Source organism: Acetobacter thailandicus, assembly GCF_011516655.1.
GTDB lineage: Bacteria > Pseudomonadota > Alphaproteobacteria > Acetobacterales > Acetobacteraceae > Acetobacter > Acetobacter thailandicus.
Genome location: NZ_WOSV01000007.1, coordinates 37,448 through 63,694 on the forward strand (window position 1 = coordinate 37,448; position 26,247 = coordinate 63,694).

Consider the following 26,247-nt stretch of genomic DNA (forward strand, 5'->3'; position numbering starts at 1 on the left):
GCCATGTCAGGCAGTAAGAGAGCCTTTTGTTACATCTCCTTCAAGAAGATATGGCCCCGCACTTATAACCTCAACAGAGAGCAGCCCTACTCTATCAGGATTACTTCTGCACAATGACAGATGAGCACGGCCTGTCGTCCACCGGCATGCAGGGTGCTCCAGTCCTGACCATCCCCCGGCAGAATCTTCACGCAGATGCATATCAATAGCACTGGTTCCTGAGGCCTCCATCAGGGTAATCTGACCAACCAGAACACCCAGATTACGCCTGTCATCAATATAAGGACCAACAGCATCAGCGGGGCGACCGGAGCGTGAGGCAATGATAACCTCCCCGACACATGCCGGCAGCATAAAAATAACCTTATTCCCTACCTGACGCGCAGGGCGGATAAGCATGTTATTACCAGCAATAAGATGCAGGTCGGCATCAGTCGTTAAAGCGGGCATATGGCTGTTAAAATCAAGTCCCATTTCACCTGCCCGTTCATTCAGACGATGAAACAAAGGCTCAGCAAATTCACGGCTCACATCCAGTACGGCAGCAGCGTCCTCTTCCCACAGCTTCGCCTTCGGGCTCAGAGTGATAACATTGGTATCCTGACGGAAAACATGACGGTTACCCGTATCGAGGTAGCTTTCTGTCAGCATACCGTTTGCCATGATGACAGAGTGGTCTTCTGTTTCAATATGGAAATACTCGTAAGAAGCAAACGATGTATCATAGAAGATCGACCGGCCATTAACGAGCATACGAGCCGGGATAAATCTGTTTTCAAAAAACAGACAATGTTCAGAAGTCACCAGCAGGTCTTCAAAAGGAACACCAGGGGCAACAGCATCTTTGACTATACGCACCGGATACCCGGCCTCGTCATGCGATTTACCACGACTGATAAAACGATGTGCCCTGCCCGCCCACGAAATTTTACTACTGCTGGCCACACCATTCTGCCAGGTGAGAATATCATCACCTTCTCTCAGGTTTTGCACAGCAACAGTGCCATCAGGCGTTTCTATTAATGCGCCTGCCAGAAAGCATATTTCATAAATAAGGTCATCATCTGTCGTTGAAGCCAGTTTATACCCGACACTCTTCACACCCACGATATTAACCGTGACTGTTGAACCATCCTTCAGTGTGAACATCACATGATCTTCATCAGGATATTGAACGGTTACAACATCATCAGTTTTCACACTCTCAAAAGTAACACCATCCGTGATCCCGGTACCCGACTTTTCTGAGAAGCCCTTGATCACTGTATTCGGGTTACCCTGACCCGTAATAATCAGACTATTGTTATCATCACCGTTAAGCGTAACTGTTCCGCCCGCTGTGGAAGGAATGGTAACAGTGGCACCGCTGGTTGTTATGATATTGCCGGAAATAACACTGCCTGCATCAGCTGTGAGTATGGCGCCACTGCTGATCGTTGTATCACCTACCGTACCACCTGAGGCAACATACACAGACCCGCCACCGCTGACCGCAGTTGTCATTGCAATACCACCGGACGTAATATCCAGTACACCGCCACTTGAAATAAACGTACTGACAGCTGAACCATTACCACTGACTGTAATCGTCCCCGCATTACCTGCGTCCCCCCCGGACAGAACACCACCTGAAAGAACGTTGATAGCACCACCAGACACAGCAAGTTTGGAAGCTGAATGATTCGCAGCAAAATTATTACCAACGTTAAGCGTGCCACCGGCAAGCAATGTCGTATTAACTGTTACTGCACCGGCTGAAACAGTCAGCTCACCACCGCTGCTAATATTGGATGATGAGACTGTCCCTCCCGAAAGGGCTGTAACAGCTCCGCCACTAAGGATAGATGTAATAGACGTTACCCCAAGAACGGCCAGCGTGCCGCCACCTGAGACAATCATGCCGGAAGCAGCCCCACCACCACTGACGTTAACGCTACCACCAGAAACCGCATCCCCTCCTGACAGAACTCCTCCGGAAAGAACATTAATAACTGCGCCAGATGAAGCGGTTAAATAACGAACATGGTTAGCGTCAAATTGTGTGGCTAAATTAAGAGTGCCGCCGGCAAGAAGATCATTTGAATTCCCCCTGGCACCAGAAAGATAATTTAACGTACCACCACTACCAATAAATCCTGAAATAACAGAACCGCCGGAAGAAACTGTAATAACGCCGCCACTACTAATAGTTCCGCTAGAAATTGTTCCACCACTTGTTACTGTAGCTGTCGCACCACTAAGAATAGTTATCGTAGAAGCTGTCCCCCCCTGCACCGCCATTGCAGCACCACTGGCCAGTGACCCGCTTAATTCTGCACCACCAGCGCTAACCGTAATCTGGCCAGAGAGCAATGCACCATTTGCCGCACTCAGGGTTCCACCACTTATCATTCTAGCTGAATTAACAGCTCCACCATCAGAAACATTAAGTGTACCACCACCTGAGACGACCGTATCAGCGACTGAACCGCCGCTACTGACATTGATCCGGCCGTTAGAAGCAACATCACCCGCAGAAAGCACACCACCTGAAAGCACATTAATGGCCCCCAGATGCACCTGCATAGCGTAAACATGCCCTGCATTATAATAAGTGCCGAGATTAACTGTTCCTCCGGCATAAATATTCATTCCAGAAGCAACAGAGCCTGAAAGAAGAGTAACAACACCAGTACTTAGAACAGTCGCAGTGGTCAGATACCCACCAGACGAAACCGTAACAGCACCACCACTGCTAATTGTCGTAGCAGAGGCAGTGCCGGATACAGCCATAGTACCACCGCCAGAGACGATCGTGCCCGAAGCTACACTGCCACTGGTAACGTTAATTGTACCGCCTGAAGCCACATCACCAGATAAAAAAGCACCGCCGGACATCACATTAATAACGGCACCTGAACTGGCCGTATGATAGTCATGATGTGCGGCAGCAAAACTATTCCATATATTAAGAGTGCCGCCAGCAGAAAGGATTGTATTAGTCGTAGTAGCACCTGATAAAATATTAAATATACCACCACTACTTATATTAACTATATTTGTATTTCCACCAGAAGACAAAACGATCTCACCGCCACTCAGAGCAGTTGATCCGGAAGCTACACCACTGATATTAAAAAGCCCGCCACCGGAAACAATCGTACCAGAGGCCACTGCTCCACTGCTAACATTAATCGTACCGCCAGAGGCCACGTGGCCTGAAACAATAGTACCACCTGACGATACATTAATTTCTGCACCGGAAGAGACTGTTAATGATGTCTGATATTGAAAATCATAAGTTGTTTGATTGCCAATATTAATAGTACCACCAGCGAGTAAGCTGGTATATGTCCCGGTTCCACCTTCAGTAAATTCGAGCAACCCGCCACCTGACACAATTGTCCCAATGGCCTTTGCTCCTTTGCTAACATTAATCGTACCGCCAGAGGTTACATCACCCGCTGAAAGAGTGCCTCCGGACATGACATTGATTAACGCACCTGAACTCGCAAGCTTAGTAAGCTGATGATTTGCATTAAATGTATCGCCAATATTCAGTGTGCCACCAGCGGCCAATACTGTACCAGTTGTCGTAGCCCCGGAAAAAACAGTCAGAGCCCCCGATCTGCTTATCGTCGTACCTGATATATATCCACCAGAAGAAACAGTAACCGCTCCGTCAGAAACGATTGTCACTCCATTATAAGAACCACCGGAAAAAACAACTGCTGACGAATAAGTTCCATCACCAAAGTTGCCTGGAGCCGTGGTGCCGCTAACAGTATCAATAACATACAAAGTACCACCTGAAACGACACTCATTATACTTCTCCAGCAATTAAAAAATAATTTAGAAAAACACTACACAACAATAAATAAAATGTGTCATTATTTTTTTAACAAAACGATAAATTAAATAAAAATCTTCGTGATCTTCAATGTAAATTAATTTTTATTCATAATTTGAGAGTATAAATTTTTAATCATGACATTCTCTTTTTTACATACCGTAAAAAGGTGAGCTTCCATTTTTCATGACTGGAAATTAATGAAATGACGAGCATCTCAGAGTCATACCACAGAGACTTCTCCACTCACAGGAAGCTTTCTGAATTCCCGGACTGTTTAACCGGTGACAGAAGATATTTAATTAACCAGAAGACAGCATCTGCACCAGCAGTGTGCAGAACACACAGAACGATGAGTATGGACGAGATCAGGTCACGTGCTTTTGTCGTGGAGATCATCAGAAAGAAGGAGGCCATTTTCACCCGTCAGGCGCCAGAACGAAGCCTGCCTCCTTTAGCCGCACGCACAGCCTGACGTAATGGACAATTGAACTGACAGAATACAGAAACAGCTCAGGCGGTGCAGGAAGCGTTACTAAAAACCAGACCAGCAACGCCTGAGCACAGAGAGCTGGTTCAGAAACTCGCACATCTGCTTCCCGTCAGGATATTCCTGCCCCCGGCAGCTGAAGCCTGAACCAAAACAAGAAGTGACGTGCAAAAACGCACCAGAAACGTGGAAACCACCCTCAATATAAAAGAAGAAAGGCAGCTTTGAGGAAGGGATCATAATGTCCGATGTCCAGTTATGGGATCAGAAATTTGGCATTGAAATCGACTAAAAATATTTCTTCCAATTGTTGTTATTTTAGGCTCAATAATCATTCCTTGAGATAGAAGAAGAAGTCTGCTGCGATATGAATTGCAGAAATGATAGACTGTGAGTTTGATGTGCTCTCTGAGTATATAATATTCCGGCATATAAATATCGTCATTGAACTTTCATTCGTTGAAGCTGTAAGTTTATCGTAACTCCTGTGGCTACAAGTTAACCAGACCAATAAGGACACAACTATGCACAGTAGCGACAAAACCTTCCTGAATGACAATATGAGAGAACAAATTCGCCGGGAGATCATTGATGACCTCGATGAAGAATTTGAATTATCACTGGAAGAAGACATAGCTGGTGGCCAGCTGGATGAAGCTTCACGTGCCTTCAGACGTACCTACTTTCACGAACTGGTACGCCTGCAGGGGGAGCTGGTTAAACTACAGGACTGGGTCAAGAACACAGGACACAAGGTCGTTGTCATTTTTGAAGGACGGGATGCGGCCGGCAAAGGAGGGGTAATAAAACGTATAACACAACGTTTAAATCCCCGTGTTTGTCGTGTTGCAGCCTTACCTGCCCCTAATGATCGTGAGCGAACACAATGGTATTTTCAGCGTTATGTGTCACATCTTCCCGCAGCAGGAGAAATCGTATTATTTGACAGGAGCTGGTACAATCGCGCTGGTGTTGAGCGTGTTATGAATTTTTGTAGCGATGATGAATACGAAGAATTTTTTCGTGCCGTACCTGAATTTGAACGAATGCTGGTGCGCAGCGGCATACAAATTATAAAATACTGGTTTTCTATCACTGATTATGAGCAGGAAAGCCGTTTCCGCGCCCGCATTGAAGACCCCCTTAAACAGTGGAAACTTTCTCCCATGGATCTTGAAAGCCGCCGCCGCTGGGAGGACTATACCCTTGCTAAAGAGATTATGCTGAAACGATCGAACATACCAGAAGCACCATGGTGGGTTGTACAGGCTGTTGACAAAAAACGGGCACGCCTGAACTGCATCTCTCACTTACTGGCACAGGTACCGTATGAGGCAGCGCAACACCCTGATATTGTATTACCAGAACGCATTTTTCATCCTGATTATGAACGCAAACCTGTTCCCGAAGCTATGCTTGTACCGGAGCTGTATTAAAATATTTATATCAAAAAGAAAAATAGTTTAGCCAGGCGAGCCATATGATATGGCTCGCTTTTTTACGTTTCAGGCCATGATATAAAACAAACAGGCAGACACAACTATCGTAACAGGTAACGTCGTAAGCCAGGCGAGTGCAATTTTACTCAGGGTTCGCGCATTAATACCACTTCCTGCTGCAACCATTGTTCCCGCAACGCCAGAAGTAATGATATGTGTAGTGGAAACGGGAAGTCCTGTATAACCAGCTGTGGCAATTAACCCTGCGCCAACCAGCTCAGAAGCCGCTCCCTGTGCGGGTGTCAGATGTTGCTTTCCAATCCCCTCCCCCAGGGTTTTAACAATACGACGATAGCCCACCATTGTACCTATGCCCAGGCACAGTGCGCTAAGAATACGTACCCACATCGGTGCATACTCTACACTGGGGCGTAAACGACTGGCTAATTTTTTAGCCTGTATCCGTTCAGCACCTGACGCCGCGGAGTTTGCGCTGACATCCTGAACGCCTGAAAGGATCTGATACACATCCCCCCTCACTACTGACGCTGTAACAGGAACGGATGGATTACTCAGACGTTCAACTGATTCAAGCGCATCCTGACGAAAATTAAAGCGATCATACTGAGCAATAAGCGGGCGAGCCTCAATAGCAATGCCAGCCAGCTCAGAACGATTGATAGGATGGCCAGGATTCATAGCAAATGATGCCGGCAACAAACCTATAATTGTCAGCATAATTAAACCGATACTTTTCTGACCATCATTGCTGCCATGTGAAAAACTAACTGAAGTACAAGTTAAAATTAAAAGACAACGCACAACTGGATGCGGTTTATCATCCTGATCAGGCGGAGTGAATAATGCTGGAAGTTTTACAGAGGCACGGATGAGGAGATACAGAATTCCTGCGAGAATAAACCCTAAAACAGGCGAAACAGCCAGGGCACGCAGTACTTTCCAGATCTGGCTCCAGTCAACCGAATGTCCCAGATCACGGGCATGCAAAAACGAATCACCAATAGCTACACCGATCAAAGCACCGATTGTGCAATGAGATGAAGAATTGGGAATACCCAGCCACCAGGTCAGCAGGTTCCATGCCAGCGCAGTACCAAACAATGCTGCAAGCATTGGTACTGCCGGATTACCATTAGGCGGGGTCAGCACATCGGGCGGGAGCAGCTCTACAAGGGCGTAAGCAACAGAAATGCCACCCAGCAGCACACCGACCAGATTCATTAACCCAGACCAAATAACAGCAGTACGCGGTTTTAGAGATCGTGTGTAAATAACAGTCGCAACTGCGTTAGCTGTATCATGAAATCCATTAGCAAATTCAAAGACACAAACAAGGACAAAACAAATTATCAGGGCAACAACAGATGCCGTTGATGATGGAGCTAATTGCAACATGAGCACTCCGGATTCAGAAAAATGATTTCCTGTCTATATCCGTCATTAATCATATTATTAACAGATCATTATTTATAATTTCTTAATATATTCATAAAATTCTTATGAAAAATTTTTACATGATAATTATACAATGCGGGCAGATTAAAATTTTAATCTGCCCGTTAAATTTATTAAAAATTTATATCGTTTTTAATCAGTTATATTCTACACCTGGTTCAGGTCCGGAGCTTTACTGATATACGGAAGTGTATCAGAATCTGAATTTTCTGAAGAAGAAGATGTATCATCTTTCTTTTCTGATTCTTCATGATTTTCAACGCTCATAACCATACTTGTTAAACCTACACCCGAACTCAAAACCCCCAGCGCAAGTGTCAGCGGCTTAAGAGATTTGTCAAGGCGGTCACCATAGTCTTTAATGCTTTCTCCTGGCTGTTTTTTTAAAATATTCATTATTTTATCTTCATTTTTTGTTTTAAACCCTTTAAAATCACCAGGTTTTACAGCAGAAGATTCGGTTGTAGCATCCGATACCAGACCTTCATCACGCCCTGCAAGCTCTTGCTGATTTTTCACTGAACCAGAAGCAGATTGTTCCGTATTTTCATTCGACGCTAAATTTTCTTCCTGAGACGGCTCCTCCACCACACCAGATTGTTCCGCATTTTCATTCGACGCTGAATTTCCGTTAGATGGTGTCAAATGATCAGAAAATTCTTCACTATTTTTGTTATTTACAGAAGCATCCGTAATTTCATTATCAGCATCTCTATTTTCGCTGGCTATCTCGGAAGCACCTGTTTCCCTAGAAGAAATACGTACCATTTATTTATACCCCTCTACTGCCATTACCGTGCGCATCAATACTTCAGAACCATAAGGCATCCAGAATAATCCCTGGCTTTGCTCATCTTTTTTAAAAGGCAAAGCTGTCCTTATCCTGATTTCAAAATGTCGAATTTTCTAAAACTATGAACATATCAGAAATAAAAACCCGATATATACCTTTGTTAAAAACCTAACCTAAAATACAACACGCCGGTAAATAACATGATGTTTTTAAAATTATAAATGATTAACAACAGTAATTAATCTGGTTTCTGGCAAAGTATCAGATGTAGAAACAGTACTCTCTGGCCGGTGATTCACGACTGTAATAACTCTTATATCTGACGTGGTATGTAATGCAGATGTTTCAGAATTTTCTGATGGTTTAGAATTCTGCATCACAGTAATCGTTTTTATATGTGGATTATTTTTAGCGCCGTCAGAACCAGTCAGCTCATTTAAAAGCTCTGTAAACACAGCTTCCAGTTTAGAATCTGAGAGATTTTCAGTGTTACCTGAAGAAGGCTGTGATAACGCACTGCCCTGCGCTGAAGATGTATAAAGAGCTACCATTTTTCATCACCTTTATTTAAAAACCACTGAATTTATTATTAAATTCAGATGATACTGGAGTAGTCAGGTGGATAATCAATAAAATGATTAGGCATCCCGCGTAAATTTGTAAGACTTATGCTGATACTTGCTGTCTCACCTGTTACGTGATGCCACCAGCCTGCCGGAATATAAAGCATGTCGCCCGGCTCAACAGTAATATCGATTGCCGCAGCATTTCTGAACTCTGCATGTTGCTCAGGGATGTTCTGCGTCGGGTCTACCGGGCTGAAAATCCACCTGTCATTACACATATAAGGGACCTGAGTTGCCGGGTAGAGGCGAAATCTTTTACGACCGTAAATCTGACAAAACAGAATATGATTCAGGTCCTGATGCATCCCCGTTACGATGCCTTCAGGCCCCATCCATAAAAACACAGATTTCGCTAAATATTCACTATTAAGGTATGAATCCCCTATATTACCAATCTGCTCTCGCAATGCTGCGAATGGCGACTGATCGAGAAAAAAGTTATTAGCCGTCAGATAAAGGTCATTCCCCCTGCCATGAAGCATAGCAGAAATGAGCTCTTCAAAAGGAATGAAACGCTTAAGCTTCTCACCTTTCTCTTCATATGCACTTTCACCTGTTCGGCCTGCCTGCACCTGTATTTTTGTGCCAGCCCCGACAAGCTCAAGTAACGACTGAGGTGTCCAGTGGCGGGCTGCCCAGTGGTCAAAGCTTCCGCTAAACAAACCGGCACGATTTATCGACAAAAAATTCTGAATAAATGTTTTATAGGCAGGCAGAGTTTCTTTTTTAAGGCGAAAATAATCGCTGTTCATACGATGATAAAAGTCAAGCGTTTTCAGCAATGATTCACGCTTTCTGGCCACTACCATACAACGCCGCGCTGCATATGTGTACGGACTGTTTTCTGCCTGTGCTATCTCACGATCAGCAAGCTCACCAGGTGTATTACCATTGATAAGAATTGTTCTTATCTGCCCGGCCGTATAGCCCTTTGCCAGGCTTTCGGCGATCCAGACCTGAACAGAGCGGGAAAGAACCTGTGTTTGTACTCTCTGCTCTGGTCGCGATGAATGTTTTTCGGCAGACGTCAGATTCATTCCACTCACCTGTTAACACACCATAAATCGCTGTCACGGTTTCACCGCAACGGCTTGGCTATGTCACAGAAAGCTGACCCGGACCTGACGTGTAACATAATCTTAAAAAATCTATATTAAGAAAATACTTTTAATATTGGTATTATAAAATCCGCCTGATTTTCTCAGCGCTCTGTTATGTGTCATAATAAAGGTTTCTACATGCCGCTGTCCTCTTTGCCACTCACAGCTTTATCCAGAGTGGTCATTGCAATTTTTGCGGCAACGCTCCTTGCCGGGTGCGTCACAAATAATTCACACAACCTTTCAGATGCAGCCCGACAACAAAAGACTGCTCATAACCCAGACGCTATGATGAGAATAGGCACCAGTGCTGAAACCCGTGGTGACTGGGCTGCGGCTGCCGTATTTTACGGCCACGCGATGCAACTACGCCCTGATAATGCTGACTATGTCATAGCTTATGCCAATGCTCTTATGCATAATGGTCATGCAGAAGAAGCAATCAATGCTATTCATAAAGCTGAAAACTATTCATCTGATCATAACAAAATACAGCTTACACTTTTCCTTGCCCGCCTGCTCAATACAGCGCACCGCTCTCAGGAAGCCATTGCAGCTCTACACCCTCTGATAGAACAACACCCTGACTCAGCACCTCTTCGTGTTGCACTCGGCGTCGCCTATGAACTGTCAGGAGATTCACCAGGAGCACAGCAGGCCTACCTTACGGCTTTAAAAATTGACCCGCATAATATTGCAGCACGTAATAACCTCGCTCTCTCTGAAGCGCTGGACGGACAGAACGAAACAGCCCGTAAAGCACTTCTGGCCTTGCGCACGGAAGCTGTAGAAACAGGAGCCCCCGCCAGCTCACTCGCCACCATTGATGGAAACCTCGCTATTGTTTATGCGCTTGAAGGTAACCTCACTGATGCGCGCCAGGCCGCACAGGGTGCTGCCCTTAACAGCGAAGAGACGCGACAAAATATGCGTTTTTATTCGTTTCTCCACGCATCTCAGGGAACAGAGTCTGCATCATCATCTGTGTTATCAGACTGACCTGCTGTTCTGGCCGCAAGCGGTGTTGTTGTCGTGGTCTCAGCCGGCGTCGTCTGGCTTGCAGGTGTCAGACTGCTATCACTCCCGCCGGCTGAACCAGAAGCACCAGAAACTGAACCTGAACCTGTCTGCGATACAGGCTGCTGCTGGTTATTTTTATCTGCCCCCTGCTCCCACAATTCAACAACCCGGCCAAATCTTGCCCCGTTAGCAGGTTGTAGATGCGCCGGCTGAACCAGATCTCCCGGATTATCAATTTCTTCAGCCAGTGCACTGGCCTGCACACATGATCCGGTAGCAGACAAGCTGTTCGAGACATCTCCTGTCCAGCTTTTATGAACTGCCAGGCGGCAGTCAGGCCGCGCGACGAGGTAACGTCTCATCACCAGCATATCTGCCGGTGAATCCACATAATAAATCCGGGCAGCATTAACACCTGCATGGGTTAACATATGCCTTATTGTTTCAGCCTGCTGTTTATTCACGCTGCTAAGTGTCACATGCAGTTTTTGCGGGTCATTTATTTTTGCCAGTGCCTGCGCCACTGCCTGATAAGCCCCCTCCTCTGACAGCGATATGCTGATGTCATTCTCTCCCACGAGTAATGGCGGCGGTTTATTACCCTGACGTGCCCAGTGCATATCACAACCAGCGACAAAAAACGGAAGCAGAGTCAGTAAGATGTATTTTTTCATTGATACAGAAACCCTCCTGCACCCTGCAGATGCGGTGCGCGCAGGGCATCAATATCACCATGCGTGGCACTGGCAGTACGATGTAGCAAAAGCGCCTCAAAAGCTGATGCTGGCCTGATATAATCAGTCGGCAACACAGGTACATGATCAGATGGATGCACAATATAAGCTGTTACAACAATCAGCAGCTCACTTTCATTGCGTTGAAAAGACGTAGAACGGAACAACGCTCCCAACACAGGAATATCACCCAGCCCGGGCACTTTCGAAATTGTATTACTCGCATCATTAGAAATCAGGCCACCAATGGCAAAACTCTGACCGGAGGCAAGCTGTATAGTGGTATCGGCCCTGTTTGTACGAATTGCCGGCACGATATTCCCGCTCCCGCCGGAGAGGGAATACGCCCCATCAACAGCTTCCATCGACACCGTGCTGACTTCAGGTGCTACGTGCATGCTTATAGTACCGTCAGACAGAACCGTCGGTGTAAAGTTTACACTTACTCCATAATTTTTATATGTAATGCCAACCGAACCAAGGCCCTGAGGCACCGGAACAGGGAACTGCCCGCCGGACAAAAATTTTGCGGTTTCGCCCGACATTGTTGTCAGATTAGGCTCCGCCAGCATTGTTGCCAGACCTTCCGTCGCCATAGCGTCGAGGGTACCAGTTACTGATGAGCTCCCGTTAGTATAACTGCCTGATAGTGTATTTGTTGCACTTGATACAGTTTTAATGGCACTGGGCAATTCGCTCAGACCACCGGTAGCCGCTCCGATAGCAAAAGACCCCACACCGTTAAAAACGGTTGTCCAGTTAAACCCAAGGTCCTGCGATACCTTACGCTGTACTTCGGCTACTCTGACCTGCAGGTTAACCTGCACAGCCTGGCTTATGGTCAGCCGGTTTATAATCTGCTCTCCCGGGCCCGCATACTGACGCGCAAGTGCGGTCAGATGCGCTGCTGCCCGTGCATCTGGCACCCGACCGGACAGAACAACACCCTGAGGTGAATTTTCTACCTGGATATTCTGCCCGCCTTCAGCCTGAATAGCCTGATGCATAGCATCCATATTAAAAGTGACTGTTACGTCACCCGAAATCATTTTCCGGCCACTCTGATCAAGCACAATAAAGGTGGTATGACCGGGCTTTTTACCAAAAATAAAGAGGTTGTTATTATCGGTATACTGTACGTCCATAATTGCCGGATCAGCAATCATAACATTTGCCACCTGTCCGGGCAGAGAGATGAGCTGCCCGCCGCCGACTGTCAGCGTCATATTATGAATGCCCTGAACCTGCCGGGCACTGAGAGAAGAACTAAGTGCCAGCATAGTCGCTGAAGCAGTGCATAAAAGCCTGACAGGCCTGATTGCCATGCGAATATGCCAGATTTTTTTTAAAAACATTTTATTGCTAACCACACTCTGCAGCCAGCCGGTAACCAACGCCCCGCACGACTTCAATTTTCACATGCGAGCCAGCTTTAGCCAGCTGCCTGCGGATACGGCTGACACGTACTTCTAAAGAATTGGGGCAATATTCTGCCAGTGCACCATATACATCGTGTTCAAGCCCGGCACGTGGCACCACACGCCCCCGACGACGCATAAGAGCTTCAAGAATAAACGTTTCGCGTTTCTGAAGCTGCAAAGCCAGGCCACCCACTGACACTTCACGCGTGAACGGACAAAGCGTGACATCACTAAATTTATGATAATCATTGGTCTGCACACGAGAGCGACGTAAAACGGCACGAATACGGGCAATAACCTCACGTGGTGTAACTTCGCGCGTTACGCTGTCATCCGCTCCTGACTCAAGGGCAATAATTCGCTCTTCAGGTGTGTCTGTAATCAGCAGAAGAAAAGTGTCCTCAGCAGCACCCCTGATAGTTTTCCTGTCTCGCCACCACGTTTTATAATCACCATCATACACGCGGGGGTCAAAAATAACGGCATCATAATGCCCCTGTGTCAGAGCATAGCTGGCATCTTCAAACATAATAAAAATATCTGTACCAAAACCAGCATGATGTAAGTGCTTTGCCAGACTGTTTGCAAAGCTCTGATCGGGTGACATGATCATCAGTCTCATGATCTTCTCCTGCCTCGTCCTTTTACCCGGGCTATTTTCCTGCAATAGCCTTGTCATTTCCAAAAAAGCCCATCCCGACAGAACCAACAGGATGAACCGGAAATTCTTCAGCCAGATCCTGATAAGAAAGTACGGCGTTATCGAAGCCGTTACGCATCAGAAACCCTCTGACAAACCGACGTGTATCCACTGAACACACCACAACTGGTTTTGTAATTTCAGTGTCTCCACCCATGTTACCCTGGGCTGCATTAAGGCAGTCACGCACTGCATCAAGCAGGTTTTGTGAGGCATCTGCCTCCAGCGCAAGAAATGCTCCTGAAGGTGCCTCACGAACAGATTTACGAATGATTTCATCTGCTTCATGCGTCATAACAACAGCAGCAATAGCCTTTTGTGCAGAGGCATAACGATGACATATCTGACGCGATAAAGCCTGGCGTACATGCTCTGTCAGTAACGGCGCTTTGCTCTCTTTCTCGCCCCACATCACAAGTGTTTCAAGTATCAGGCGCATATTGCGTAATGAAACATCTTCTTCCACAAGGCGGCGCAATATTTCTGCAAGACGCTGCACCGGCACAATTTTCAGAACCTCACGCGTCAGGTCTCCATACTCTTTTTCCACGCGCTGGATAATATGTCTGGTTTCCTGTAAGCCGACGAAACGGCCAGCATGCCGGCGCATGGCCGCACGGAAGCGAAAAACTATAACCCCGACATAATCATAAAACCCGATACCTGCTGCTCTGAGACGTCCTTCTTCCGCCATAGCAACCCATACTGAAGGCCCGGACGTTAAAAGAGGCTTTCCCTCCACCCCTTCAATTCCGGCGAGATCAAGATGCACAGGATCATCATACAGCACAAATGCATTGCGATACATTTCATGCTCTTCAATCGGGACATCTTCGAGATCAATTGAAAACCGTAAATCATCCGTATGACCAGCAGTGCGCACGCATGGAGCAGGACAACTGAAACCAAACTCTTTTTCAATGTCAGAACCAGCTCGGGCCAGAAAGCGCTCAAGACGAGAGCGATCACACACAGCGGCCATCCCCGGAGTCAGGGTAATAGCCAGCAATGACGTAAACTGCTCACCGGGCTTTAATTGCCCATCAGGAACGGATATTTCAGGAAAAATTCCATCAGCAAGCTCAGCTTCATCTACAGATTTTCGTCGTGTCAGCTTATCAAAAATAGCTTTCCAGTCAGGACGACTGCCGCAAAAAAAGAGTAATGCCAGAACAAAAAATACAGATTTAGGAAAACCAGGGATGAGCCCCATTGCCAGCAATATACATGATGCCACGCGCAGCGCGCCTTTATGCGATGTCAGCTGGCCTGCCATATCACGCCCGAGGTCAAGACCATGCCCCCCGACACGGGTAACAACAATTGCCGCAGTAATTGACAACAGCAAGGCCGGAATCTGAGAAATAAGCGCGTCACCAACAGTCAGCAGCGTATATGTGTGCATGGCTTCACTGGCAGACAGGCCACGCTGTGCAATACCAATGCTAATACCCCCCACAAGGTTCACAATAATAATAATTAACCCTGCAATAGCATCGCCTTTTACAAATTTTAGCGCACCATCCATTGCGCCATGTAACGCGCTTTCACTCGATAATTCGGCTCGCCTTCGCCTTGCCTCAATAGCATCGATGTCACCAGAGCGCAGATCGCTGTCAATGCTCATCTGTTTACCTGGCATGGCATCAAGCGTAAAACGTGCACCAACCTCGGCTACACGTTCAGTACCTTTTGTAACAACGATAAACTGAACAGTCGTTACAATTGCAAAAATGACCAGACCAACAACAATATTCCCCCCGATAACAAACTCGCCAAAAGTTTCGACAATCGTACCGGCATCAGCAGTCGTGAGAATAAGGCGGGTCACCGTGACCTCAAGAGCCAGGCGAAAAACTGTAGAGATCAGAATAATACCAGGCAAGGCCGTCAGATCGAGGGGGGAGCGCAGATATACTGCAACCATCAGCAGCAGAACAGATAAGCTCAAATTGCAGCCAATAAGTATATCGGCCAGAGCCGCTGGCAATGGCATGATCAGCATGCCGATAGTCAGCATAAGAACCAGAACAAGAGCCAGATCCTGACGCTGGCTCATAACACGGAAAAAAGGTGTCAGCGCCTTCATCAGCGCAGAGCCTGCGTATAACAGGCAAAAGCCGCACGGGCCTCCTCCAGGCGCCCAAGCTGATGCAACGCACGTGCCCGCAACAGAGTATGAGCATTATCAGAAACGGGCCTGATCTCTTCAAGACGGTCAAGAACGGCGAGAGCCAGCTCGCCCCGTCTGATCATTGTATAAACATGCGCCAGCATACGCAGGCTTTCGCAATCATCAGGCTGCTGAGAAATTACCAGCAGCAGCATTGGCAAAGCCCGCCAGTTACGACCACAGCAAATATACAGATAAGCCAGAGAGACCAGAAGATCGCGCTGATCGCGCTCCATCACATTATCCGCCAATTATATTGCTGGAAGCATGAAGTAACCTGTCGAGACTGGCGATTTCATGGCGTAATGTATCAAGACCGCCAGGCACAACCGGTGCCGTATTAGCATGCGAAGATATCCGTGCTTCCAGACGCCGCAAAAGAAGCTGCCTCTGCGCAGGCATCAGCACAGCGGGGTTACAAATATGCGGCATAATATGCGTAAAAACAGCGTTAATAACACTCGGCGGGTCTATGCTGTCGGTTATTTCATCCTCAGCAAAAAGCGCTTCCTGAACTGACGCAACCTCTGTTTTCAGTAAAGGATCATCACTTTGCACAGATACATCCTGCAAAGCACGATCGAGCCTGACAGAGCCTCCGCCATCAATCCTTTGAAACACATAGACCTCATATCGCTATCGCACCTCAGACTCGCAGATCAGTAACGAACGTTAATGATTTGCGAACCTTTACTCATAACTATGCGATGAGATCTGATTTCTAAAAGAGACAATCCTGTTACAATTTCTGATCCGGCTTTATAACGCTGGGCATGCACAACGATATTGGGGTTCTTCCCGGTCCATACCGCCTGCACAGGCAGGTCGGGTGGCGGACTGCCTGACCCGACAGTAACCTTAGAAATCCAGACATACTGCGTGCCAAAAGCAGAATCGAACCATTTTTCTATTGTATGAAATTTTGCCATATCCTGCGCCGGCAGAGTGCCCTCAACAGTCACAACACCTGACTCAGCACTGACTTTAAGAGCTGACAGGCGCTCGCGGGCAATGGCACTTACAATCTTTTGTCCCAGGGCCGCATCGCTTAACGTGGCCTCTTTGACCAAAGATCCGGTCCCGACATTATCAGCGCTCTGGCTGGCTGGTGGCACAAACGGCTTCTCTTTACCCATCGCGTCAGGGTGTAATGCTGCCTGACACAAAAAAATTCCCAGAACCACGGCACCCCCACCGGCAATTAACACAACCGGATTGAGCTTTTTTGTCGATCTGTTTTTTTCTGAAACCTCAGAAAACTGCGCAGACAGAGTAGAAACATCACCAACATTCTGCCTGGAGCACAGTGCAATTGTTACACCTGCAACCCTCAGCCCCGCAGGTGCTCTGACCTCTCTTTTTTCATGCACCGCCAGCGGTGCATCATCAACAAAGACATCTGAACTGAGAGCTGTGACTGAAAAAATATCAGGCCCGATACGCTCTACAGACACATGCCGGGCAACAATGCCCTCATCAAGCAAGGCCATACCGGCTTCAGGGCCGGAGCCAATCACCACCGGAGCACCACTGGCAGAAATCATTTTTGCTTCAGCATGCAAGCCATTATGCACCTGTAACATAAAAGAATTTTCTGCATTCATAACTTTACGGCAACCCCTCGTCAGATGCAAAAATGGTCTGCCAGGCAGAAATATTCCCCCTTGCAGACCATTTTCTGCTTAGTGCAGATCAGTCTTTCGTGAAGGAAGACTTGGCATTGCTTTCCATTGTCTGAGCAAAGTCGTTAGCAAACGTCTGAGCGTTAGAAATTTCAGACATTTTTTCCTGCTCCTGCAGGTTTTGATCTTCCATAGCTTCAGATTCCTGCATAACCTGGCTCATTGTAGAATCTGTATTAGAAGAAATTGAACCGCTCATTCTAAACTCCATTGGACAATAAAAAAAACTAAGTGAAAAATATCAGTGTGTTACTGATACCTCTTTGAACATCAGAGATTTTCTTACGAAGAAGATGAACCACCTGATTTCATTTCTGACATAAGCTGGGAAATCATAGCCGCCATTTCCTCTGCGACCCCTTCCATTTCCTGCGTGCTGCTATCGGAAGATGCTGAAGAGGCAGCTGAAGTGCTGGTGTCTGAACTTTCACCTATTGCGGCTTCAAGGTCTTTGACAGCGGAAGAGCTGTTAAACGAACCTGATTCAGCTTCACTCGCAAGGTTTTTAGCCGTTTGTGCGAGCTGTGTATTGCCTGCGTTTGAGGCTTCGGTTGCCAGTGCATTAAAGTTATTGACTTCATCCGCCCCTGACTGACCGGACTCAAGACCACTCGCAATAGAATTTACGTTGTTTGTTATTGCATCAACGCTTTTTCCCTGAATGGCCGCAGCGATGGCATTGCTGCTGCCGCCCTGCTCGTAAGTACCATCAGAGAGGCTGTTAGCAATATTTGTCGCAACGGAAGAATCAATACCGTCGCTCTGATTGCTGGCTTCAGACGCAACAGCCCGTGCATATTCCTGCAGCGTGTTGCCGTTTGTGCCTGTTCCATCGACCAGCTTTTTAAGCGTGGTCATATCCTGATCAAGATTACCTGTAACAGAAAGCCCGGTATCACCCACAGCTGTTGAATTAGCAGAATCCTGAGTTTCGGCCTGCTTTTCCATTAATTCAAGTAACTGAGAAAGAGCCTGCGCCATTTGCTGAGCAGTATCAGCGCTCAGGTCCTGGTCAGACGTCGTACTCCCGTCTGAATAACTACTTACGCCACTTGTCGCATCCATCGTCGTCACCATACTTTCCGACCCAGAGACTGAAACACCAGAGAACAGGGCTAACCTGCTCTCAGGTCCGATCTTTACCCGGCAACGTTTTTAAAAAACGCTACGTGGATCGGCCATAAGCTGGAAGTAATTGACTATTCTGACCAGAACCTGACGCAGTTTTGAGATGAGTTGATTTTTGACAAAAACGGTGCGGTTTCATCAAACTGTCATTTATTACTGAGGCACCTGCTGCACTGCTCCACCACGAAAAATAGTCACTGTCTGATGAGCCGCCCTGGTTTTTAATAACTGAATGGTCTGATCAATACGCTCAAGCATACGCGGTGGCCCGAAGGCCGTAACAGCATCACCATTACTATCTTCATGAACAGAATAATGTGGTTCTAACATTTTTTTGGCATCAATAGCCCGTCTCAGCCGTGCATAGGGCACACCATCCAGTGAAAATATATGACTGGACGCTTCTGAAGCAGGCGTGATGTATAATGTATTACCATCGTAATACCAGTCCAGGTGGTATTCGGCAGTCAGGGCATCAAGAAATGCCATCGGCGTTGCCGCTGTAAACCCTGAACGGACATTCCCTTCAACTGAGGGGTCGATAATAACCCTTAAGTCCACATCTCCGCAAAACTGAGTAATCGCCTCAGATAATGTCTGATGAAGCACAGTATACCGCCCCTGATCTGGTAACGGCATCACCTCTGCCCGGGCTGTTGTCTCAACAGTTATGACTGCTATCAGAGCCAAAAAACCAGAAAGAAACGATGGATTTTTCCACCCTTTACGCAGTGTCATCAGCCTCATCATACGCGACTTAAATTTCTGCTTCATCGCTGCACTATATACCTCAAAAAAAGTACACGACAATCATTAAGCCCTCTTTCAAGCACTATAATATCAGGTCAGGTTCAGGTCAGGTTTAGTTGTTAAAAAATTATTGTGTGCAGAAGAGAAATGCTGTCTCCGGAGCAATACGTATGACAGGACTTGCAGGATTAGATGCAACATCTCTTGCGTCACCAGCACTGAATCAGGTTTCAGATGATATATCTCAGGGAGGGGGCGCACATGGCGTCCAGCAGCTTGCTTTTACTGAAATAACACCTGAGCAGACATCATTCTTTACCGGTTCTGTTACTCCGGCAGATACACTCCGCGAGCATTTTCTGAGCGGGCTGGGGAAAATAAACAGCTCTTTTACCCATCTTGATTCTCTGGCTCCTGAAATGTTGCCTGATGGTAAACAGCTTAGCCTTTCTTCATCGTCAAAATCCTCACCTTACGCTTCGGAAACACCTCTCTCATCTCTCACCTCTGCCACCGAAAAAGCACCGGGCGGAGATCATTCAAAGATCTTCGAAAAGGTCGAGCAGGAGGGAATTGCGATGTATAATGAGGCACTGAGCAGGCAGATGGCGTTTTCAAACGCTGAGTTTGAAACACATATTATTACTGTCTCTTCACAAAATATGACCTCTACCCTGAAGAGCCTGCTCACGCAGGGGGGCTGACATTATGCGCCGCTTTCAGGTCAGACTACCGGCCCTGCTTATTTTACTTTCACTCACAGGCTGTCAGACACAGCTGTACACCCATCTCTCAGAACGTGATGCCATGGAGATGACTGCCATCCTGCTCCATAACGGCATCTCTGCTGACCGGGTCATTGCAAAAGATGGCAGCTCAACCATTGAAGTGGCAGGCAGTCAGGTCGCAGATGCAGTCTCTGTTCTTCGGGCCAGTCATTATCCACGCAACGACTACGAAAGTATGGATAAAATCTTTCAGCAGCAGGGCATGATAAGCACCCCGACAGCTGAGCGCGCAAAACTATATTATGGCATCAGCCAGGAACTTGGACACACACTCAACGATATAGACGGCGTTATTGATGCCCGTGTGCATATAGCACCAGCCGTGAATGACCCTGTTACCGGTATAGATAAACCAGCGACAGCCTCGGTCGTTATACGCTATGATGCCGGCACTTCAATGACAGGGCTACTGCCCAAAATTAAGCTCATGGTCGCCAATGCAGTGCAGGACCTGGCCTATGACCGGGTTTCTGTGATCTTGCTGCCAGAAGCGTTGCCACACCTGCCTCAGGTTCAGATATCAAACCGAATGAGCCTGCCTGGTCTTCTGGGCTGGTTTTTTGCCTTGCTGTTTCCATGCGGTTATGGCGTGCATTACTGGTTACAACGTCGCAAAAAACAAACATCTGACACAGGTTCCCAGCTCACCGTTTCACCACGTCAGACACCATGACAATGCCTGCGGCTCTGCCACCCACTGTGCAGATGATACAGAGTATGCACTCTTCTCATTTACAACTGCGTCTGCCTGCGCTGCGCCGGGAAACTATTCTGCGCCTTCAGGCCTGCACCCGCCTGACTGGCAAACTGAGCGACCTCTTTCCTTCTGAGACATTTCAACAGCCTCCCGCTGCACAGACAGCCTGCGAGGCACTGGCGTCGCAAACAAGTCATGTCATTATGCAGGCAGGTTATCGTATGAGCGCATTAACCTACTGGCGTGAACTTGCAAAACACGTTGATAAACACTCAGTCACACTGATTGACAGCGCTCTGGGGGCTGAGCTGCGCTTATCTGCCATACGGCTTGGCGCGCAGCTTGCCGGGCACTCTCCCTCGCCTCTTACCTCACCCCCCACATCGACCAGCCCGACAGAGCCGCAGGTTCTGATACGCACTCTTACGGATTTTGCCCACTCCTGCCTGGCACGCTGGCATATGACACTACGTGCTGAATATCGCCCCGTCGCGAGGCTCAAACTCCCTGCCACAAACCTGCCTCAGGCAGCTGCCGGGCATTTCGACCCTGTTATCCTGTATGTAGCGCAGGAGATAACAGGTCATGTCTGATAAAGTTTTTTCCCGCCTTCAGCCGGATCAGACCATTCTGCTACCCGAGCAGATGAACGCCTGGTGTGATGCAACTACTGCTTACAATGCTGCCATCAGCAACGCCAGGGCATTACTCTCTGCCGCGCAAAATGCCTATAACGAACAATGCCTGCGCGGTTATCAGGAGGGATGTGACAAAGCTGCCGGAGATATGGCGCAGCGCCTGCTGAGTGCTGATCAGGCCGTGGCAAAAATTTTACAGGACCTGGAGCAAAATCTTCCCTCGGTCATTGCAGACGTAGTGGATGATATTTTTGGCAGGCTGGATATCAGTGCTGTACTCCCTCACGCCATTCGTCATACGCTCACAAAAATCAGACAAGGCACACTTGCGACCCTCAGAGTGGCACCCGATTGTGCGGAACTTATAAGACCTGTTCTCGCAGAACTCCCCCCTCCTGGGATTCAGCTGGAAACAGACCCTTACTTACCAGCAGGCCGATGCGTTCTTGAAAGTGAGCTGGGCGTGGCAGAGCTGGGGATAAAAGCACAGATTGCTGTTTTGCGCGATTACCTTACCACAAAATGGTAAACCGTTATGACTGACCTGCCCCTCTCCCCCGCTGAGCTGTATAATGCGCAGCCGGATATAACAGAGCCCGCACAACTGCCGGTGCGCTCTCTTGCTACTGCTCTCGAAGCTGACTTTATAAACTTACAGGCCGGATTTAAAAAAAATATTAGTGGCAGTTTAGAAAAACAGTCAGGTCAGGCAAAGCTACCAGCCGAAACGAAACAATCTGCCCCGCCGCAGCCACAGGCCGAACAATCGTATAATACCAGCCCCTCTCAGCATCCTCTCCCCCACGAAGAAGCAGAAACCAGCCAGGAAAACAAAAAAAGCAACACTGCATCTTTTTTATATCAGAAAGATACTTCTCTTCCCGCGACAACCTCTTCTCCTGCCAGTACAGCCAGCCATATTATTAATCGTATAAAACAACGGCTGCCGGACCTGCGCACTCTGACAACAGACCTGAATACCCGCCCACTGCACGGACGGGTAACAGGAGCAACAGGCACTATTATTCGTGCAGTTTTGCCCAATGTTGCTATCGGCGATTTATGCCGGTTACATAATCACAACGATGACTGGTCACTTGATGCCGAGGTTGTCGGGCTGGATGGGCGGGAAGTGCTCCTGACCCCCATGGGCGAAATCTATGGCGTCTCAGCTGAAACCGAAGTTGTCACAACAGGCCGGCAGCGCCATTGTCCGGTTGGAGAACATCTGCTCGGCCGCGTGCTTGATGCATTGGGTGAGCCTGTTGATGGCCGGGGCGCTCTTCCTCCCGGTCCGTCCCGCCCTGTTTCGGCACCCCCGCCTCCTGCTATGGAGCGTCAGTCTGTTGCTCGGCCCTTACCTGTAGGATTGCGTGTTCTTGACGGGTTACTGACCTGTGGTGAAGGGCAGCGTATTGGCGTTTATGGTGAAGCCGGGGCCGGCAAATCAACCCTGATGTCTGCCATTGTTAAAGGTAGCAGCGCTGATGTTGCTGTTGTCGCCCTGGTGGGTGAGCGTGGCCGTGAAGTGCGTGAATTTATTGAACATAACCTTGGTGAGGATGGTCTGAAAAAAACGGTTCTTATCGTTTCCACCTCTGACAGACCTGCGGCTGAGCGGGTTCTCTGTGCAAAAACGGCCACAACAATCGCAGAGTATTTTCGTGACCAGGGACTGAAAGTACTTTTGTTTGTTGATAACCTTACACGCTATGCCAGGGCATTACGCGAAATTGGCCTTGCTGCGGGAGAGCCTCCTGCCCGCCGTGGTTTTCCTCCCTCCGTTTTTGCCGCGCTGCCACAGCTCATGGAGCGCACAGGTATGGGCGTGAAGGGGTCAATCACCGCTTTTTATATGGTGCTGGTTGAAGATGGCGGAGATGACCCCATAGCAGAAGAAACCCGCGGCATTCTTGATGGTCACATCATTCTCTCACGTGCTCTGGCCGCTTCAGGCCACTACCCGGCCATCGACGTCCTTTCCAGCCGTTCGCGCGTTATGAACCTCGTAACCAGTGCAGAACATATTAAGACTGCTACAAAAATACGTAGCTTATGGGCGCGTTATAAAGAAATCGAATTTCTTTTACAGGTTGGTGAATACAAAGCGGGAGGAGACCCTCTGGCAGATGAAGCCATTTCTAAAATCGATTTACTGCGCAGCTTTTTACAGCAAGACCATAATGACTATACGTCTTTCACTGAGGTGCTGGCATGGCTCAACCGTCTGCACAGCTGACAATCTATACAGCCCGGCAACTGACATTGCTACGTACGCGGCGCAGTGACCAGGCTCGTATATTATTTAAGAAAATCAGCTCAGAACTGACACACGCAGTCACCTCATACACACAGGCTCTTAACGCGCTGAAGTCGCATCAGAACGCATGGGCTGAAACACAAGACCGCATATCAGAGCAACATAAAGGGCATATCCTCAAAGGGCAGCACTTCCGTCAGGATCACGAAACACTGCAGCGTATGGCTGATCAGGCTATCCGTCTGGAGGAGAAAGCTGCGGCAGACCATAAGGTTGTTGAAAATCTGACACTGATGGCCACGCAGATACGTCATGACCTGATGATGGCTGAACAAAAAGAAAAACAGGCTCAGGATTTCGTAAAGAAAATTCAGGAAAATGAAAAAAAAGCACGATACAACCGTGATGAACAGGAACTTTCTGACCTGGTTATGGCCCGTCACAGTGCCAGTCAGACCAAAGAGCGCACAAAAAAATTAATAATGAATAAGCTTAAGCCATGACTACTGAGGCCCGGACATACCCCCTGCCTTCGGCAGTACCATATCACCCTCATACACTCGGTTATAATGCCGCAGTCAGTCGCCTTTTCGGGCGAAAACCATTTATTATCCCCGCAGGAAAGACCACTTTTACCATCAGATTCAACCCTCCCGTCACACCAGAAAATGACTGGTATGCACTCGTATTTTCTACAGGTGAGGATAAAGGATTTTTCCTTCTCTCTAAGGAAAGCATGTCTGCACTGCTACACATGGCTGAGCCCTCACCTCATGCAGGCATAGAGCCAGAGGTCGCACTCCTGCTGCTTGAGCTTCTGTTTGAGAAGGCACTAAACAGCTTTGAGGAGATGAGTGGTCAGGTTGTTCATCTGTCTTATATTACCACAGCGGCAGAAGCTCTGCGACACACAGATATAAACTGCAGAACGGGTTTTCAGGCAGCATCTGACACGAACATATTATTTGAAGGCGTATTATGTTTCGAAACTGCCTTTCTGCCTTTACTGCATTCTCTGGCCCCTCCCCTGGCGGTGCATTTTCCTGACCCGCCAGTCACTCTTGCTCTGACTGTTGGCAGCGTTGCTCTGACACCCGGGCAGCTCAGCATGCTTGCGCCAGGTTTTGGCCTGGTGCTGGGGCCAGGTGACAGCATCAGCCTGAGCATCACAGCCGCAGAAGCACTAAGTGCTTCGGTTAATTACGTAAATAATAAAATTATTTTTCACAGCAACCTTTCACCTGTGACACAAAACCTGACAGCAAACAGGACTGATATGACTGATACACCCCCCTCTCCTGAAACAGACCCTTCTTCCCTCATCAGTGAAAGCACTCTTGATCAGCTTCAGATCCCTTTAACATTTGAACTGGCGCGTATAACGGTCTCACTTGCTGAGCTCAGAACAATGGGAGAAGGACATATCATTGACATTGGCCCTCTGAACGAACGGGCTGTCTCTATTATTGCGAACGGACGACGCATAGGTGAAGGAGAACTGGTGACGATCGGACAGTCAGCAGCTGTTCGCATAACCCGGATTATTACGTCATGATCAGTTCATCAAACCTTGTTACAGCACTGGTTCTGACACTTGGTTTTGGCATTCTCATTCTTGCTGTTCTGACAGTCACCTCTTTTGTAAAAATTTCTGTTGTTCTTTTTCTGCTGCGCACAGCTCTGGGTATTCAGCAGGCACCGCCCAATATCGTACTTTATGCCATTGCTCTTATGTTAACCCTTTTTATATCTGCGCCTCTGGGGCACGATATTTATAAATCACTGGCTGAATCTGATCAGAAATATGAAACGATTTCAGACTATGCTGAAGCTTATGATCATATTCAGGAGCCCATAGCACACCATCTGCTACACTTTACCCAGGCGCCTGAACGAAAATTTTTTATAAGTGCAACCAAACGGTTATGGCCTGAGGATATGAGAGATAGTCTGTCAGATGACTCTTTGCCAATTTTACTCCCGGCTTATCTGACAGGTGAACTTAAACGCGCTTTTGAAATTGGCTTTCTGATTTATCTGCCCTTTATTACCATTGACCTGATCGTTACTACTATTCTGATTGCTATGGGGCTTTCGCAGGTCCAGCCCAATACGATCTCCGTTCCTTTAAAATTATTACTCTTTGTTCTCGCCAGCGGCTGGACCCGCCTGCTGCATGGCCTGGTGCTGAGTTATACCTGAACATGCTGAACGGAGCTCTCATAAATGGATGATGCCTCGCTCACACAGGAACTGTCATCTGCTCTTTTTCTGTTCGCCTCAATTGCAGGGCCGCCTCTGGCAGTTGCTCTCATTGTCGGGCTGGTTGTCGGGCTCATGCAGGCTGTGACACAGCTACAGGATCAGACCATGCCTCTTACTTTTAAAGTCGTGGCGGTCTGCGCCACCCTTTTGCTTATGGCCTCCACACTGTTCCCTCCTCTGCTGTCATTTACGGAACGTATTCTGAATGATTTTCCGACCATGACACGGTACTAACCT

Annotated in this window: 28 protein-coding genes; 11 read left to right on the plus strand and 17 right to left on the minus strand. The window is 47.7% G+C overall.

Annotated elements, in window-relative coordinates:
- Positions 1-6: 6 nt before the first annotated feature.
- The 3 genes from GOB58_RS09730 to GOB58_RS09740 form a co-directional block, all read right to left on the minus strand.
- Positions 7-3,804 carry a Hint domain-containing protein gene (locus GOB58_RS09730; protein ID WP_173560064.1) on the minus strand — a complete coding sequence of 1,266 codons (3,798 nt, stop codon included), beginning with the start codon at positions 3,802-3,804 and terminating at the stop codon, positions 7-9.
- A gap of 272 nt (positions 3,805-4,076) precedes the next feature.
- The gene (locus GOB58_RS09735; protein WP_173560065.1) at positions 4,077-4,253 is read right to left on the minus strand and encodes a hypothetical protein; all 177 of its coding nucleotides are present in this window, start codon (positions 4,251-4,253) and stop codon (positions 4,077-4,079) included.
- Complete coding sequence (locus GOB58_RS09740; RefSeq protein WP_173560066.1) at positions 4,250-4,420, minus strand: hypothetical protein; 171 nt, start codon at positions 4,418-4,420, stop codon at positions 4,250-4,252. The genes GOB58_RS09735 and GOB58_RS09740 overlap by 4 nt, the downstream gene beginning before the upstream one ends.
- 424 nt (positions 4,421-4,844) lie before the next feature.
- Between GOB58_RS09740 and ppk2 the strand changes: the two genes are divergently transcribed.
- Positions 4,845-5,756 carry a polyphosphate kinase 2 gene (gene ppk2 / locus GOB58_RS09745; RefSeq protein WP_242005301.1) on the plus strand — a complete coding sequence of 304 codons (912 nt, stop codon included), beginning with the start codon at positions 4,845-4,847 and terminating at the stop codon, positions 5,754-5,756.
- Positions 5,757-5,825: 69 nt separating this feature from the next.
- On the opposite strand, the gene GOB58_RS09750 is transcribed toward ppk2, so the two are convergent.
- From GOB58_RS09750 to GOB58_RS09765, 4 genes are all read right to left on the minus strand, one after another.
- Positions 5,826-7,175, minus strand: a complete 1,350-nt coding sequence (locus GOB58_RS09750; RefSeq protein WP_173560067.1) for an inorganic phosphate transporter — start codon at positions 7,173-7,175, stop codon at positions 5,826-5,828.
- A gap of 207 nt (positions 7,176-7,382) precedes the next feature.
- A complete protein-coding gene (locus GOB58_RS09755) occupies positions 7,383-8,003 on the minus strand; it encodes a hypothetical protein (protein ID WP_173560068.1) in 621 nt (206 codons plus the stop codon).
- A 240-nt stretch (positions 8,004-8,243) separates the two neighbouring features.
- Positions 8,244-8,579, minus strand: a complete 336-nt coding sequence (locus tag GOB58_RS09760; RefSeq protein ID WP_173560069.1) for a hypothetical protein — start codon at positions 8,577-8,579, stop codon at positions 8,244-8,246.
- A 44-nt stretch (positions 8,580-8,623) separates the two neighbouring features.
- Positions 8,624-9,691 (minus strand): cupin-like domain-containing protein, encoded by a 1,068-nt coding sequence (locus GOB58_RS09765; RefSeq protein WP_086635020.1) that lies wholly within the window; start codon positions 9,689-9,691, stop codon positions 8,624-8,626.
- A 201-nt stretch (positions 9,692-9,892) separates the two neighbouring features.
- Here GOB58_RS09765 and GOB58_RS09770 point away from each other — a divergent pair, with 201 nt between their 5' ends.
- On the plus strand, positions 9,893-10,753 hold the full coding sequence (locus GOB58_RS09770; RefSeq protein ID WP_173560070.1) for a tetratricopeptide repeat protein: 861 nt from the start codon (positions 9,893-9,895) through the stop codon (positions 10,751-10,753).
- Here the strand turns inward: GOB58_RS09770 and GOB58_RS09775 are convergent.
- From GOB58_RS09775 to GOB58_RS09820, 10 genes are all read right to left on the minus strand, one after another.
- Positions 10,711-11,448: a CpaD family pilus assembly lipoprotein gene (locus tag GOB58_RS09775; RefSeq protein WP_173560071.1), complete on the minus strand. Its 738-nt coding sequence runs from the start codon at positions 11,446-11,448 to the stop codon at positions 10,711-10,713. The genes GOB58_RS09770 and GOB58_RS09775 overlap by 43 nt on opposite strands.
- Positions 11,445-12,833 (minus strand): type II and III secretion system protein family protein, encoded by a 1,389-nt coding sequence (locus GOB58_RS09780; protein WP_158092802.1) that lies wholly within the window; start codon positions 12,831-12,833, stop codon positions 11,445-11,447. Before GOB58_RS09780 ends, GOB58_RS09775 begins: the two co-directional genes overlap by 4 nt.
- A gap of 37 nt (positions 12,834-12,870) precedes the next feature.
- Positions 12,871-13,551 carry a response regulator transcription factor gene (locus GOB58_RS09785; RefSeq protein ID WP_158092803.1) on the minus strand — a complete coding sequence of 227 codons (681 nt, stop codon included), beginning with the start codon at positions 13,549-13,551 and terminating at the stop codon, positions 12,871-12,873.
- Between the two features lie 31 nt (positions 13,552-13,582).
- Positions 13,583-15,718: a type III secretion system export apparatus subunit SctV gene (gene sctV, locus GOB58_RS09790; protein ID WP_173560072.1), complete on the minus strand. Its 2,136-nt coding sequence runs from the start codon at positions 15,716-15,718 to the stop codon at positions 13,583-13,585.
- Complete coding sequence (locus tag GOB58_RS09795; RefSeq protein ID WP_173560073.1) at positions 15,718-16,038, minus strand: tetratricopeptide repeat protein; 321 nt, start codon at positions 16,036-16,038, stop codon at positions 15,718-15,720. The genes sctV and GOB58_RS09795 overlap by 1 nt, the downstream gene beginning before the upstream one ends.
- A 4-nt stretch (positions 16,039-16,042) precedes the next feature.
- Positions 16,043-16,423, minus strand: coding sequence for a hypothetical protein (locus tag GOB58_RS09800; protein WP_173560074.1), 381 nt, complete (start codon positions 16,421-16,423; stop codon positions 16,043-16,045).
- Between the two features lie 38 nt (positions 16,424-16,461).
- Positions 16,462-17,385 (minus strand): SctD/MshK family protein, encoded by a 924-nt coding sequence (locus tag GOB58_RS09805; protein WP_173560075.1) that lies wholly within the window; start codon positions 17,383-17,385, stop codon positions 16,462-16,464.
- Positions 17,386-17,494: 109 nt separating this feature from the next.
- Positions 17,495-17,683 (minus strand): hypothetical protein, encoded by a 189-nt coding sequence (locus GOB58_RS09810; protein ID WP_086554824.1) that lies wholly within the window; start codon positions 17,681-17,683, stop codon positions 17,495-17,497.
- A gap of 83 nt (positions 17,684-17,766) precedes the next feature.
- Positions 17,767-18,561, minus strand: a complete 795-nt coding sequence (locus GOB58_RS09815; RefSeq protein ID WP_086635015.1) for a hypothetical protein — start codon at positions 18,559-18,561, stop codon at positions 17,767-17,769.
- Positions 18,562-18,765: 204 nt separating this feature from the next.
- Positions 18,766-19,386, minus strand: coding sequence for a hypothetical protein (locus GOB58_RS09820; RefSeq protein WP_173560076.1), 621 nt, complete (start codon positions 19,384-19,386; stop codon positions 18,766-18,768).
- Positions 19,387-19,532: 146 nt separating this feature from the next.
- Between GOB58_RS09820 and GOB58_RS09825 the strand changes: the two genes are divergently transcribed.
- Genes GOB58_RS09825 through GOB58_RS09865 form a run of 9 tightly spaced genes read left to right on the plus strand, consistent with a single transcriptional unit; the run spans position 19,533 to position 26,244 of the window.
- Positions 19,533-20,066, plus strand: coding sequence for a hypothetical protein (locus GOB58_RS09825; RefSeq protein ID WP_173560077.1), 534 nt, complete (start codon positions 19,533-19,535; stop codon positions 20,064-20,066).
- Between the two features lie 4 nt (positions 20,067-20,070).
- Positions 20,071-20,823, plus strand: a complete 753-nt coding sequence (gene sctJ, locus GOB58_RS09830; RefSeq protein WP_086635012.1) for a type III secretion system inner membrane ring lipoprotein SctJ — start codon at positions 20,071-20,073, stop codon at positions 20,821-20,823.
- Between the two features lie 44 nt (positions 20,824-20,867).
- Positions 20,868-21,440, plus strand: a complete 573-nt coding sequence (locus tag GOB58_RS09835) for a hypothetical protein (protein ID WP_143216370.1) — start codon at positions 20,868-20,870, stop codon at positions 21,438-21,440.
- Positions 21,433-22,014 (plus strand): type III secretion system stator protein SctL, encoded by a 582-nt coding sequence (gene sctL / locus GOB58_RS09840; RefSeq protein ID WP_173560078.1) that lies wholly within the window; start codon positions 21,433-21,435, stop codon positions 22,012-22,014. Before GOB58_RS09835 ends, sctL begins: the two co-directional genes overlap by 8 nt.
- 6 nt (positions 22,015-22,020) lie before the next feature.
- Positions 22,021-23,724 carry a FliI/YscN family ATPase gene (locus GOB58_RS09845; protein ID WP_173560079.1) on the plus strand — a complete coding sequence of 568 codons (1,704 nt, stop codon included), beginning with the start codon at positions 22,021-22,023 and terminating at the stop codon, positions 23,722-23,724.
- Positions 23,700-24,248 carry a hypothetical protein gene (locus GOB58_RS09850; protein WP_173560080.1) on the plus strand — a complete coding sequence of 183 codons (549 nt, stop codon included), beginning with the start codon at positions 23,700-23,702 and terminating at the stop codon, positions 24,246-24,248. The genes GOB58_RS09845 and GOB58_RS09850 overlap by 25 nt, the downstream gene beginning before the upstream one ends.
- A complete protein-coding gene (locus tag GOB58_RS09855) occupies positions 24,245-25,300 on the plus strand; it encodes a FliM/FliN family flagellar motor switch protein (protein ID WP_173560081.1) in 1,056 nt (351 codons plus the stop codon). Before GOB58_RS09850 ends, GOB58_RS09855 begins: the two co-directional genes overlap by 4 nt.
- Complete coding sequence (gene sctR / locus GOB58_RS09860; RefSeq protein WP_086635006.1) at positions 25,297-25,947, plus strand: type III secretion system export apparatus subunit SctR; 651 nt, start codon at positions 25,297-25,299, stop codon at positions 25,945-25,947. The genes GOB58_RS09855 and sctR overlap by 4 nt, the downstream gene beginning before the upstream one ends.
- Positions 25,948-25,971: 24 nt before the next feature.
- Positions 25,972-26,244, plus strand: a complete 273-nt coding sequence (locus GOB58_RS09865) for an EscS/YscS/HrcS family type III secretion system export apparatus protein (RefSeq protein ID WP_086554835.1) — start codon at positions 25,972-25,974, stop codon at positions 26,242-26,244.
- Positions 26,245-26,247 lie beyond the last annotated feature (3 nt).